The sequence below is a fragment of the Bacillus cereus group sp. N11 genome, from assembly GCF_016483605.1.
In the GTDB taxonomy this organism is placed as follows: domain Bacteria; phylum Bacillota; class Bacilli; order Bacillales; family Bacillaceae_G; genus Bacillus_A; species Bacillus_A toyonensis.
The window spans coordinates 120,688-134,311 of record NZ_JAEHBN010000015.1; the positions used below are offsets into that span (position 1 = coordinate 120,688).

The window sequence follows — 13,624 nt, forward strand, 5'->3', positions numbered from 1 at the left end:
ACTTCCACCTTATGAATGAGGTGGAAGTTTTTGTTTTCGTATTTGTGAGTGAATCATAGGAGAAGGGATATGTTCGGTGTTTGATGAAGTCCCTAATTTCATTTGGGACATTTTTTCTTTTGCATCGCGCAAAGAATGTTCAGTTAAGTAGATAGCATATTCGTAAAATAATTGGCGCGTCAGTTCACTTTGTTCTTTTAACTTTTCATCTTGGAATACAGTTCGCCCAGGTTTTGAGTTTGCTTCAAATAGCCACGGATTTTCCTGCATGTCTAAACCAATATCAAAACCGATTTCTCCAATGTTCCCAGTTACTTGCCCATCGAGCGCGTAACTTATTTGCAAGGCTGTTTGTTTTAATTTATTTTCAATTTGAACTTGTTTCGTTGAATCTGGAAAAAGTTCTTGTAGTAATTTTGTATCACCACCGCTATTTACATGTGTGGTTAAGCTACCTTTGCCAGCAATTTTGGCGACGATGGCACTGACGACCCAATTACCGAAATGGTTTTTATTTGTATGAATGCGAAAATCAACAGGTTGCCCGTCGAAGCGAAGTAAAGAAATACCTTGCTGTACGATAAACTTCTTTAAATCATGTCCTTTTAATACGTGGTTCAGAAGTGTTTCTAATGATTGATACTTTCTTAGTTTATTCTCTTCATTTTCGCGATAACGACAGTAGTAGCAATTCTCTGTTTGAGAATAAAATAGTTGATGAATATTTCTTCCGAAGCTACCGTGTATCGGTTTCATGTAAATTGATTTATATGTGCCAAGAAACCGTTCTACTTGTTCGAAGTGCTGAAATGTCTCTGTGTTTGGTAATAAAGGCACAATTGAATCGTCCTTCATGAGAAGTTGATGAACGTCCCATTTATTAAAAAATCCTGGGTTAAACCATGGAATGTTATAGTCATGTTCTAATTTCCTTTTTGCTCTAACGATTGGTTTATAATTTTCTGCTTTACGATTTGGTAGTCGATCGTAAATGACATTTGGCAAAGGAACTTTTTTCTTTAGCCATTTTCCTTCTTGAAAGAAATACCCATCAATCGTTTCTTCTTCCCAGTTTATATGTTGAACGCCAAAAACGAATACGAACGGTCGTAATGTAAATGGTGGTGTTAGCAACTCACTGAGAGATGTGGAACGGTTTCCTAAAGGAATAGGTGAGTCATCGTTAAAACCAGTTGTGAAAATACCGACTAATGGTCCGAAAATAATTGTTTCATTTTGTGTAAAGGCATGAATGGTAGTGGAATGAGGGAGTAAAAGTTTTTCTGCAATTCGTTTTCCAATCATAATTTCACGAGTAAAGGAATAATGAATTTTTACCTCTTCACTTGCAACATGGCGTCTGCCGAAGGAAAGGGATGTAATAGGTGGTGTAATAGAAAAAATGTAAGGTAAAGTAATACTATTTGGATGCTCATCTGAAATGTTTAATGTATATATGTGCTCTTTCAAAATGGGATTCCCTCCTTTCGTTATGGTGTAAAGCGGCTAAATTTTAGTGGTCCGTGAAAGATCTTTTCAGCTAACGAATCATTATGATGAATGTAATGTTCGTAAGGGGGAATCGTGTTGACATACATAAGCCAAATCGCCCCTTTTTGATCCATAATTGTGGAAAGTTCTAGTTCGAATAAAGAAGAATAAGATTGATCTAATGTTTGAAACACTTCATTTATAATGTCGTGTAAAGCGTCTTGTAATAGTTGCACACCGGTATTAGATAGTACATATTTAATTTTTGATAATGAATGCAGCGAGGAATCATCCGTTACGGAAAGTAAAAATTGGTTCGGAAATGAGCTTTTTTGTATAAATTGACCGATAACGTTCCATTTTTGTTCTTTATTTTTTTGCAAAATGGTTCGAATGTGGAGTGGATACGTTAGTTGATTCGGTGGTTGTAGCATCGTATGGGTGATATAACGTGCTGATTGTATGTTAGATTTGTACCAAGATATAAACTCATCTGTCCGTTTGATTGGAGTAGAAGTATGATATGCGTCATGTATTGTATCGATATGAAACGTTTTATTTTTATAAGCGATCCGGTACAGACTTTCATTGGAATGTGTATGAGTAGGACGTATAATAATATCTTTTGTTTTTAATAAAAGTTTGAAAATGTTTTGTATCGTTGCTATTTCAAATTTTGGTATATAAGGAGATAATTTTTTATTAGTAAGAAATAAATCATGTAGTGCGCTTAAGTCAATAAGTGTGTTATTTAAAAAGGTAGTGGAAGGACGGTTGTGTAATGAATGAATAATTGATTTAGCTTTTTCAAAGTCTGTATCCTCGTTAAAAGAAGAACGATCGTATATATAAGAAGGAATAGGGAATGTTTGCTCTTTCCATTTTCCTGTATCTGTATCATAAATAAGACCAGAAACAAGGTCTGTTTTAGGATCAATACAAAATGGTGTAAACTGGGCAACGACATTATGATAAAGCCGAGCGCGTTTGGCGATTTCGGTGTAATACGTTTGCTCATAATGAGGCCGGGAAGTTAAAATACCGAGAACCAACGAAATCACTCCTTTACTAACAAAGTGTTGGCATAATAGGCGAAGCTATATATTGCAAATACTTTTTTATACCATTATACTTTTGTCCGTATGATGATATGCTATAGTTTTAGAGAAGCGAAAGGTTGATTGTAATGAATATATGGTTGAATATGTTAACGACGACAGGGCTCGGAGCGATTATTGGAGGATATACGAACCACTTAGCGATAAAAATGTTATTTCGTCCCCATCGTCCTATTTATATTGGAAAGTTTCAATTGCCATTTACACCTGGATTAATTCCGAAGCGACGTGATGAGCTTGCTGTTCAATTAGGGAAAATGGTAGTCGAGCATTTGTTAACGCCAGAAGGAATCGGAAAAAAGCTAACAAATGAAGAGTTTCAAAAAAGTTTAATTCGCTGGGTGCAAGTGGAAGTGGATAAAGTCATTACGAATGAACAATCACTGCGACATATGTTAGAAAAATGGAATGTAGCACATGTAGAAGAAGAGGCGACCGGGAAAATCGAGCATGTGATTACAAAAAAAGTTCAGGAATTTTTAGCGGAGTACTATACATATACATGGGAACAAGCTTTACCTCATTCTGTACATGAAAAAATAGAGGATGCAATTCCAAATGTCTCGGCTTTTATTTTAGAGCGAGGAATTGAATTTTTTGAAAGTGAAGAAGGGAAAGTGCGCCTTTCAAAAATGATTGATGATTTCTTTGCTTCTCGTGGAACATTACTTAACTTAGTCGGGATGTTTCTAGGGAATGTAAGTGTAGTGGATCGTGTGCAGCCAGAAGTAATTAAATTTTTAGGTCAAGATGGTACGGAAAAGCTTTTAACTAATGTACTGCAAAAAGAGTGGGAAAAGTTAAAGGGAAGAGATGTAAAAGAATTAGAAACGTTTGTAGAAAAAGAAATGATTGTAAGCTCCATATTGTCTGCAGTTAAAGTTGAGGAAACAGTGAGTAAGTTTTTAAACCAATCTGTACAGCAAGTGTATGCGCCAGTTCGAGAAACAATCATTGAAAAAGTGGTTCCAAGCGCAGTAACGAAAGGCTTGAAGTGGGGGACAGAAAATGTAGAGACCATACTAAATAATCTACATCTTGCGGAAATTGTCCAGCAAGAAGTGTCTACGTTTTCAACAGAGAGACTAGAAGATTTAGTTCTGTCCATTACAAAAAATGAGCTGAAAATGATTACGTATTTAGGTGCCTTATTAGGCGGAATGATTGGACTCGTGCAAGGGTTGTTACTGTTGTTCCTTAGGTAGTAAAGATAAGTACATAGAAATAAGAGTGAAATTTCTTCACATCTCTTGCATAGTTTGATATGGTAAGAAGAGGTGCGTATGTAAATGCACTTAAAAGGCAGTGTGAGCGAAAAGCGCTAGCCTTCTAAAGGAGGAAAAATAAAATGACAAAAAACATTCATGATGTAGCATATGAATTACAAAAAGCAATCGCTGAAAACGAAGACTTCAAAACTTTAAAAGAGAGCTATGCGGCAGTACAAGGAGATGCAGCTTCAAAGAACTTATTTGAAGAGTTCCGTACGATGCAACTTAGCCTACAACAAAAAATGATGCAAGGCCAAGAAATTACTGAAGAAGACAACCAACAAGCACAAGAAGTTGTAGCTCGCATTCAACAAGATGCTAAAATTACAAAATTAATGGAAACTGAGCAACGCCTAAACGTTGTAATCGGTGACGTTAACAAAATTATCATGAAGCCACTTGAAGAATTATATAGCGCGCAACAAGCGTAATAGTGGAAGACGCTCCTAGTATAGGGGCGTTTTTTTGTTTAGGGAATTAAGTTTAAAAGTAAATGTTATTTTAAAAAACAAATTAATTGTAAGCGTATTCTTTAAGGGTTGTCAAAATACTGTCAAATTCATATTGTTGGAAAAATAATGCATTTGTAATATAATGATAAATGATATTTCACCATGTTAATTAACTAGGTGAAATTACAATCTTTATTACACACATTATGAAATAAAGGGATGATTAGTTTGAGTACAGGTGTAAAAGCAAACGACGTGAAGACAAAAACAAAAGGAGCAGATCTTGTTGTTGATTGTTTAATTAAACAAGGTGTTACACATGTTTTCGGTATTCCAGGAGCGAAGATTGACTCTGTATTTGATGTATTGCAAGAAAGAGGACCAGAGTTAATCGTTTGTCGTCATGAACAAAACGCAGCATTTATGGCAGCTGCTATTGGTAGATTAACAGGGAAACCGGGTGTGTGTCTTGTAACTTCAGGACCAGGGACATCAAATTTAGCGACAGGTCTTGTTACTGCGAATGCGGAGAGTGATCCCGTTGTTGCTTTAGCTGGTGCAGTTCCACGTACGGATCGATTAAAACGTACGCATCAATCTATGGATAATGCTGCACTATTCGAACCAATCACAAAATATAGCGTAGAAGTAGAGCATCCGGATAACGTACCAGAAGCACTATCAAATGCATTTCGAAGTGCTACCTCCACAAATCCGGGAGCAACTTTAGTAAGTCTTCCGCAAGATGTTATGACTGCGGAAACGAATGTAGAGTCTATCGGTGCGCTTTCTAAGCCACAGCTTGGAATCGCTCCCACACATGATGTTACATATGTGGTAGAAAAAATAAAATCAGCGAAATTACCAGTTATTTTACTCGGTATGAGAGCGAGCACAAATGAAGTGACGAAAGCCGTTCGTAAATTAATTGCGGATACAGAACTTCCCGTCGTTGAAACGTATCAAGCAGCTGGAGCAATTTCACGTGAGTTAGAAGATCATTTCTTTGGCCGCGTTGGATTATTCCGTAATCAACCAGGTGATATTTTACTAGAAGAAGCAGACCTTGTTATTTCTATCGGTTATGATCCAATTGAGTACGATCCGAAATTCTGGAATAAACTGGGGGGCAGAACGATCATTCATCTTGATGACCATCAAGCAGATATCGATCATGATTACCAACCAGAGCGTGAATTAATTGGCGATATCGCTTTAACTGTAAATAGCATTGCAGAAAAATTACCGAAACTTGTATTAAAGGCGGAATCAGAAGCAGTGTTAGAACGATTACGCGCGAAGTTATCAGAGCAAGCAGAAGTTCCAAACCGCGCTTCTGAAGGTGTTACGCATCCGCTTCAAGTCATTCGCACACTTCGTTCTTTAATTAGTGACGATACAACGGTTACGTGTGACATCGGTTCCCATTCTATTTGGATGGCGAGATGTTTCCGTTCTTATGAACCACGTAGACTATTATTTAGTAACGGTATGCAAACGTTAGGTGTTGCACTACCTTGGGCAATTGCGGCTACTTTAGTTGAACCGGGAAAAAAAGTTGTTTCCGTGTCAGGTGATGGTGGTTTCTTATTCTCTTCGATGGAGTTAGAAACAGCGGTACGTTTAAATGCGCCGGTTGTACATCTCGTTTGGAGAGACGGTACATATGATATGGTTGCGTTCCAACAAATGATGAAATACGGTAGAACATCAGCTACAGAGTTTGGCGATGTTGATCTTGTGAAATATGCAGAAAGTTTCGGAGCAATAGGCCTTCGTGTCAATACACCAGACGAATTAGAAGGTGTACTGAGAGAAGCGTTAGAAGCAGAAGGTCCTGTCATTATTGATATTCCAATTGACTACCGTGACAACATTAAATTAAGTGAAAAATTATTACCAAACCAATTAAACTAATGGAGGCATGGTTGAGATGACTGTTGCACAATTAATTGATATTGATGCAAAAAGAACGAAAACGAGTAATGAAATATATCAAACATCTACAATGCTTGCGCTATTAGATGGTATATACGACGGTGTGATTAACTTTGAGAAGCTGAAAGAACGTGGTGATTTTGGCATCGGCACATTTGATCAATTAGATGGAGAAATGATTGCGTTTGATAATGAATTTTATCATTTACGTTCAGACGGTTCAGCGGAAAAAGTAGAACCGGAAGAAACAACGCCGTTTGCGACTGTAACGTTTTTTGAAAAAGAAATGAGTTATACGGTAGAGCGTCCGATGAATCGTGAAGAAGTTGAGGCATTATTACATGAATTAATGCCAAGTAAAAACTTATTTTACGGTATTCGAATGGACGGTACGTTCCGTGAAGTAAGAACGAGAACTGTTCCAAGACAAGAAAAACCGTATACACCGCTCGTTGAAGTGACGAAATCACAACCAATCTTTTCATTTAAACATACAGAAGGTACGCTTGCTGGATTTTGGACACCAGATTACGCGCAAGGTATTGGTGTAGCGGGTTTCCACTTACATTATATTGATGATGAAAGAAGCGGGGGCGGACATGTTTTCGATTATGTTGTTGAAAACTGTACGATCCAAATTTGTCAAAAAGCTCATATGCATTTAGCACTTCCAGAAACAGCTGATTTTATGACGGCTGAATTATCAAGAGAAAACTTAGAGGATAATATTGCGACTGCGGAAGGTGCGGAGTAATAAGAGAAGCCGATTTGGCTTCTCTTTTATTTTAGGTTACTCCCGATATGCGGAACAATGCCCATCAGAAATGAAATAATTCTCTTTGCCTGTTGCGGCTGATACTTCTATCAATCGATGTCCAAGCCCATCCCATACTGTAACAGTATATAAGGACGACCATTCTATATTTCCACGAGCTAGTCGGAAAGAATAATAGTCGTTATCAGTTGATACTAAAACTTTGTTATAAATAACTTTTTTCGTGTTTCTGTTTTGCAGAATAAGAACAAAATCTAATTTGTCTTCTTCTTTTGGAAGTTGTAGTATTTTCGCTACAAACATTCCATTAGGGTTTTTCTTCGCTTTATATACTTTTTCTGATTCTATTTTTAGTTCAGGTTTGCCCCTCATAGTCTCTCCCTTTACATATGTTTATTTCCTTGAAACAAACGGATGCCCCTCATAATAAAAACGCCACGGATAATGTACAGCTTCTTCTGCATAGTCGATGTTAATACGAGGTCCTGCTGTTATTTTATATTGTGATGACATGTGTTCTTCTTCTGGAACGAGTTCAATATGTAATGTGTCGCTTTGTAATGATACGCCTCGTTCTTCTAAAGTAATTCCGAGGGCACGGCATAGTTTGCCAGGACCATTTGTTAAATTTTTGTACTGTGCTTTTGTAATGTCAGTTTTGTTGTAGCGCGCTAATTTTATTTCCTCAATCCCATCTATAGGCTCAAGGGCTCGAATGAGAACGCCTTGCGGGGTGCCAACTGGCGCTGTAATGACGTTAAAACAATGATACATACCGTAAATTAAATATACGTAAGCATGCCCCGGTGCGCCAAACATGACTTCTGTACGATCCGTTCGTCTGCCGCCATAACTATGTGCGGCCTTATCATCTGGGCCTTTATATGCTTCTACTTCCACAATGATGCCGCTTCGTTTTATTCCGTCTACAATATGAACGAGTTTTTGGCCGAGTAATTTCTTTGCGACTTCTAACGTGTCGCCTTCGTAAAAAGAAGGTGGTGCCTGCATTGTACTATCTCCTTTACTGAGTGTATATGTATATAGTAAACCAAATTTTCAGTAGTAATTCTAACTCGTTCTATTTGCTACATTTATTTCATAAATTATGGATAGAGTACAACAGCGAAGAGGGGGAGTGCGACATGATTTATCGCTTACTAGCTCTTAATATAGATGGGACACTACTATACAATAACGGAAAAATCGCAAAAGGATTACGAGAAACAATTGAATTTGTAAAAAGAAAAGATGTATACGTTACATTATTTACGAGTCGTAATTTTCAATCCGCTCATAAAGTAGCAAAGGCGTTGAAATTAGATTCTATATTAGTGACACATGGCGGTGCTTTCGTTTCAGCAACGTTAGATAAACCGTACGTTCAAAAGAGGTTATCCGAAGAGAAGACTTTTAATATTGTGCAAGTGTTAGAGCACTTTGATTGTAATGTACGCATTTCTCATGAGCGGTTTTCAATCGGAAACCGGGAGAGAAATACACCAAACTTAATTGCGCGTACTGTATTATCAAGCGCAGATCCGTTATTTTATCCAGTTCAATTTGTAGATTCGTTAGGCGATGCGCTTCGTGATCATCCGGTAGCGGCACCAAAAATTGATGTTGTTTTCCATAGTAATGGTGAAAAGGAAAGAGGGCTAACTACGCTAAGAAAAGCATTCCAAGATATAGAGTATGTTGAATGTGACGCAAAACGAATAGAAATTTTGCCACAAAATGTATCAAAGTTACGCGGATTACAGTTGCTTGGAGAGCATTTAAATATTTCGCTAAATGAAATGGTTGCGATTGGGGATAGCATGGAAGATTTAGAGGTCATTGAAAACGTTGGACTTGGGGTAGCGATGGGGAATGCGCCTGTAGAGTTAAAGCAAGCGGCAGATTGGATTACACGTTCAAATAGTGAGAACGGTGTAGAGTATATGATTAAAGAGCATTTCCGTAAGCAATTCCCACTTCCGTTTTTGAAAAACCATAAAAATACACCGAAACGATGAAAGAAAAACGTAGCTTTGTGGCTACGTTTTTTTGTTGAACTTACTAAAAGGAATGAAAGCGTTTTAGGTTGTGAATTGTGTATGAAATCTATACAATTCACTTGAATCCTTTAGAAAACTAATGTAAAGTGGATGATGTTCCCAAAATAGTTACACCACATGAAATATTCTTCAGATAAATTTTATTGAGCTCCCGTATGTAAAACATTTCCGCATGATAGTGTAGTTCACGTATTATTTCAAAAATGAATTGTAGTAATTTTATTAATTAGTTGTAGCGTTTCTTTGTTTTATTTAAATGGATTATTTTAAGTTAATGTGAGTAAGATCTGGCACATATGAAATGTGTTTCTTTTTATGATTTTAGGAAGTTTAAAAGGGGGAATGAATTTCTTGAGGAAATCATTTAATCAAAAAATTAAAAAGTTAAGTAGTAGTTTAATAGTTGTATTACTAATATGTATGAATTTTTTAATCCATTTACCATTTAAAGCAGAGGCAGCTACAACAGAATTAAAAGGTTTAGGTGATGTATCTTATTACAACGCCATCATTTTTGGAGATCATAGTGCAACGAGTGCGGATATTGAAGGTGCGATGGCTGTTCAGAAAAATATGAACGCATCAAGTTATACAGTCGTAGCGGCTGCAACTGGAGCAAATAACTTAGCTGGAGCAACTTGGGTAGATGAAGGATATCCATCATTATTACTAGGCGGTCAATTTACGAAAGCGGGAGCAGGACAAGTAATTATTCAAGATGGAACAGTGGCGATGACAAAAGACGGTGACCCAGATGGCGCAATGAAAACGTCATATGACCGTATCTCTTATAAAGAGCAAGCGGAGATTGATGCTAAGTTTAAAGAATTTAGAAAAGACGTTGATGGTGTAATCGGGGATGCGGGCCAATTACACACTGATAAGCCAACACTTAATATGAGCTTTGGAATCGGTGAAGATGTAAACAACCCTAATATTTATGTCTCTTCAGGCCAAACGGGAAAGAAAACATTTGATGTAAAAGACGTTTATCTTCCAAATGTAGAGAATAAAGACTTCATTGTTATTTATTCAGATGCAGAAGAAGTGAGTTTTGGTGGCGGTGCAATTTTGTATGATACAAGAAATACTGGGATGGCAACAGACTTAATTAATACATCTCAAGCATACGACCCTAATTCATCTTTTACTGAGTTAGCTAGTAAGGTAATTTGGGTGTTTCCTAATGCTACAAAGATAACAACTAAAGGTTATGGTGTAGTAGGTAGTGTGTTTGCACCTAATGCAGTTGTAGAGACAAAAGGTGGTTCTATTAATGGACAAGCCTATGTTGGAGGATTACACCAAAGAGATGGATTTGAGGTTCATAACTTTAAATTTAACTGGCCGAAATGGAATAAGCCAGCAGCTGAAAAAGGAAATTTACAAATTAAAAAAGTTGATGAAAACGATGAAAACATTGTTTTAAAAGACGCAAAATTTGATGTTATAGACAAAGATAATACTGTTGTGGCTACTGTTACAACAAACGAAAAGGGTATTGCGGAAGTTAAAGATTTACCACTTGGTGATTATTTTGTAAAAGAAATTAGTGCACCAGAAGGATATATAAAAGTTGATACACCAGTAAAAGTAACAATTGATAGTACAAACGTAATTGAACTTGTTATGAAGAATACGAAAAAAGTTGAAAATGGCCAATTTAAATTGTTGAAAAAAGATAATGAATCTGGTCAACTTCTACCAGGTGCAAAATTTGATGTTATCGATAAAGATGGGAAAGTTGTCGAAACAATTATTACAGACAGTAAAGGTGAAGCTTTATCAAAACAACTTCCAGTTGGAACATATACATTAAAAGAGGTAGAAGCCCCGAAAGGATATGAACTATCATCTAGTTCAGTTCCTGTAAATGTAGAGGCTAATAAAGTAATTACTGTAGATGTGTTGAATAAAAAAATCCCTGAAAAAGTAACAGGTCAATTCGAAATCGTGAAAGTAGATGCAAATGATAAAGAGAAACTATTATCAGACGCAGAATTTGAGGTGTATAAAGACGGTAAGAAAGTAGATACGTTACGAACAGATAAAACAGGTAAAGTGATTTCTCAGAAATTAGAACCAGGGAAGTACACATTAAAAGAAACGAAAGCACCACAAGGATATAAGTTGTTAAAAGAAGAAATTGAAGTCGTTGTGGAAGTAAATAAAGTAGTACAAGTACAAGTGGAAAACGCGAAAGAACTAGGAAGCTTACAAATAATCAAAAAGGATGCAGAGAGTGGAAAAGTTCTAGCAGGCGCAGAATTTATACTGAAAAACGAAAGTGGTCAAGTACTTGGAGAAACGAAAACAACAGATAAAGATGGCGTAGTGAAGTTCGAAAACGTAGTGCCAGGAAAATACACGTTAGAAGAAACGAAAGCGCCAGAAGGTTATAAAGCGCTGGAAGTGACAGTAGAAGTAAACATCGTAGCAAATGAAGTAGTAAAACAAGAAGTTACGAATGAAAAAGTAACAGGTCAATTCGAAATTGTGAAAGTAGATGCGAATGATAAAACGAAAGTATTATCAGGTGCAGAATTCGAAGTGTATAAAGATGGTAAAAAGGTAGCGGAACTGAAAACAGATGAGAGTGGAAAAGTGATGTCACCGAAATTACCATTAGGTGAATACACAGTGAAAGAGACGAAAGCACCAATGGGCTATAAACTTTCTAATAAAGAATGGAAAGTAACAATTCAAAACGAGAAAGAAGTAGTAAAAGTAGAGGCAGAAAACGAAAAAATCTTAGGTTCTCTACAAATTATTAAAATGGATGATAAAGATCAAACGAAACGTTTAGCAGGCGCACAATTTACATTGAAAGATGTGAAAGGAAATGTTGTAAAAGAAGGAATTACAACAGATGAGTCTGGAACTGTAAAAGTAGACGGACTAGTGCCGGGGGAATATACGTTAGAAGAAACAAAAGCGCCAGAAGGTTATGAGTTAACAAAACAAGTAATTCATGTAACAGTTGACGGTGAAAAAGTTATTGATGTAAAAGTAAAGAATAGTAAGAGCCGTGGTCAATTTGAAATTGTAAAAGTGGATGCAAATGATAAACAGAAACTATTATCAGACGCAGAATTCGAAGTGTATAAAGACGGTAAAAAAGTAGAGACATTACGAACAGATAAAACAGGTAAAGTAATCTCTCAAAAATTAGAACCAGGAAAATACACATTGAAAGAGACGAAAGCACCACAAGGGTATAAGTTGTTAAAAGAAGAAATTGAAGTCGTTGTGGAAGCAAATAAAGTAGTACAAGTACAAGTAGAAAATGCGAAAGAACTAGGAAGCTTACAAGTAATCAAAAAGGATGCAGAGAGTGGAAAAGTTCTAGCGGGCGCAGAATTTAAATTAAAGAATGAATCTGGTCAAGTAGTTGGAGAGGCGAAAACAACAGATAAAGATGGTGTTGTGAAATTCGAAAACGTGGTGCCAGGAAAATACACGTTAGAGGAAACGAAAGCGCCAGAAGGTTATAAAGCGCTAGAAGTGACAGTAGAAGTAAATATCGTAGCGAATGAAGTAGTAAAACAAGAAGTGACGAACGAAAAAATAACAGGTCAATTCGAAATCGTGAAAGTAGATGCAAATGATAAAGAGAAACTATTATCAGACGCAGAATTCGAAGTGTATAAAGACGGTAAAAAAGTAGAGACATTACGAACAGATAAAACAGGTAAAGTAATCTCTCAAAAATTAGAACCAGGAAAATACACATTGAAAGAAACGAAAGCACCACAAGGGTATAAGTTGTTAAAAGAAGAAATTGAAGTCGTTGTGGAAGCAAATAAAGTAGTACAAGTACAAGTAGAAAATGCGAAAGAACTAGGAAGCTTACAAGTAATCAAAAAGGATGCAGAGAGTGGAAAAGTTCTAGCGGGCGCAGAATTTAAATTAAAGAATGAATCTGGTCAAGTAGTTGGAGAGGCGAAAACAACAGATAAAGATGGTGTTGTGAAATTCGAAAACGTAGTGCCAGGAAAATACACGTTAGAGGAAACGAAAGCGCCAGAAGGTTATAAAGCGCTGGAAGTGACAGTAGAAGTAAACATCGTAGCAAATGAATTAGTAAAACAAGAAGTATTGAATGAAAAAGTGAAAGAAAAAATAACAGGTCAAGTAGAAATTACAAAGGTAGATGCAAATGATACAAATAAAATATTAGCAGGCGCAGTTTTTGAGATTTTGAAAGACGGAACGAAAATAGACAAATTAACAACAGATAAAAATGGTAAAGCAACTTCCAAGAAACTTGAACCAGGAGATTACATTTTAAAAGAAGTACAGGCTCCAGAAGGATACACTTTATCTAATAAGGAAATTAAGTTTACGATTTCTAATCAAAAAATTGAAGTTATAAAACTTCAAATTACAAATCAAAAAGAGCCAGGTGGAGGAACAGAAACACCAGGTGGAGGAACAGAAACACCAGGTGGAGCAACAGAAACGCAAGGTGCAGCAACAGAACCGCAACTTGAAGCAAAAGAACAACATAGTTAAGAAA

At 36.5% G+C, this 13,624-nt stretch carries 9 protein-coding genes and 1 pseudogene; 6 read left to right on the top strand and 4 right to left on the bottom strand.

Features of this window, described 5'->3' with window-relative positions:
- Window positions 1–9: 9 nt before the first annotated feature.
- Together JDS98_RS22985 and JDS98_RS22990 are read right to left on the bottom strand one after the other, a co-directional pair.
- Window positions 10–1,470, bottom strand: coding sequence for a YheC/YheD family endospore coat-associated protein (locus JDS98_RS22985; protein WP_000658085.1), 1,461 nt, complete (start codon window positions 1,468–1,470; stop codon window positions 10–12).
- Between the two features lie 20 nt (window positions 1,471–1,490).
- Window positions 1,491–2,543, bottom strand: a complete 1,053-nt coding sequence (locus JDS98_RS22990) for a YheC/YheD family endospore coat-associated protein (protein WP_199634352.1) — start codon at window positions 2,541–2,543, stop codon at window positions 1,491–1,493.
- 125 nt (window positions 2,544–2,668) lie between these two features.
- On the opposite strand from JDS98_RS22990, the gene JDS98_RS22995 reads away from it, so the two are divergent.
- The 4 genes from JDS98_RS22995 to alsD all read left to right on the top strand — a co-directional run bounded on the left by JDS98_RS22995 (window position 2,669) and on the right by alsD (window position 7,024).
- A complete protein-coding gene (locus JDS98_RS22995; RefSeq protein ID WP_199634353.1) occupies window positions 2,669–3,814 on the top strand; it encodes a DUF445 domain-containing protein in 1,146 nt (381 codons plus the stop codon).
- Window positions 3,815–3,957: 143 nt separating this feature from the next.
- Window positions 3,958–4,311, top strand: coding sequence for a YlbF/YmcA family competence regulator (locus JDS98_RS23000; protein WP_000164615.1), 354 nt, complete (start codon window positions 3,958–3,960; stop codon window positions 4,309–4,311).
- Window positions 4,312–4,560: 249 nt separating this feature from the next.
- A complete protein-coding gene (gene alsS, locus JDS98_RS23005; protein WP_199634354.1) occupies window positions 4,561–6,249 on the top strand; it encodes an acetolactate synthase AlsS in 1,689 nt (562 codons plus the stop codon).
- Window positions 6,250–6,265: 16 nt separating this feature from the next.
- Window positions 6,266–7,024 carry an alpha-acetolactate decarboxylase gene (alsD, locus tag JDS98_RS23010; RefSeq protein WP_199634355.1) on the top strand — a complete coding sequence of 253 codons (759 nt, stop codon included), beginning with the start codon at window positions 6,266–6,268 and terminating at the stop codon, window positions 7,022–7,024.
- Window positions 7,025–7,060: 36 nt separating this feature from the next.
- Here alsD and JDS98_RS23015 read toward each other — a convergent pair whose 3' ends face one another.
- Entirely contained in the window at window positions 7,061–7,417 is a 357-nt protein-coding gene (locus JDS98_RS23015) for a hypothetical protein (RefSeq protein WP_199634356.1), read from the bottom strand.
- 21 nt (window positions 7,418–7,438) lie between these two features.
- Entirely contained in the window at window positions 7,439–8,056 is a 618-nt protein-coding gene (locus JDS98_RS23020; protein ID WP_199634357.1) for a DNA-3-methyladenine glycosylase, read from the bottom strand.
- Window positions 8,057–8,190: 134 nt separating this feature from the next.
- Here JDS98_RS23020 and JDS98_RS23025 point away from each other — a divergent pair, with 134 nt between their 5' ends.
- The gene (locus JDS98_RS23025) at window positions 8,191–9,063 is read left to right on the top strand and encodes a Cof-type HAD-IIB family hydrolase (RefSeq protein ID WP_087970975.1); all 873 of its coding nucleotides are present in this window, start codon (window positions 8,191–8,193) and stop codon (window positions 9,061–9,063) included.
- A gap of 393 nt (window positions 9,064–9,456) precedes the next feature.
- Window positions 9,457–13,584, top strand: a pseudogene (locus JDS98_RS23030) (MSCRAMM family protein); the annotation flags it as partial.
- Window positions 13,585–13,624: the final 40 nt, after the last annotated feature.

What these genes read in the sequence shown, in the direction of transcription:
- JDS98_RS23000 (WP_000164615.1), top strand. Translation starts at nt 3,958, where the DNA reads ATGACAAAAAACATTCATGATGTAGCATATGAATTACAAAAAGCAATC.
- alsD (WP_199634355.1), top strand. Translation starts at nt 6,266, where the DNA reads ATGACTGTTGCACAATTAATTGATATTGATGCAAAAAGAACGAAAACG.
- JDS98_RS23015 (WP_199634356.1), bottom strand. Translation starts at nt 7,417, where the DNA reads ATGAGGGGCAAACCTGAACTAAAAATAGAATCAGAAAAAGTATATAAA.
- JDS98_RS23020 (WP_199634357.1), bottom strand. Translation starts at nt 8,056, where the DNA reads ATGCAGGCACCACCTTCTTTTTACGAAGGCGACACGTTAGAAGTCGCA.
- JDS98_RS23025 (WP_087970975.1), top strand. Translation starts at nt 8,191, where the DNA reads ATGATTTATCGCTTACTAGCTCTTAATATAGATGGGACACTACTATAC.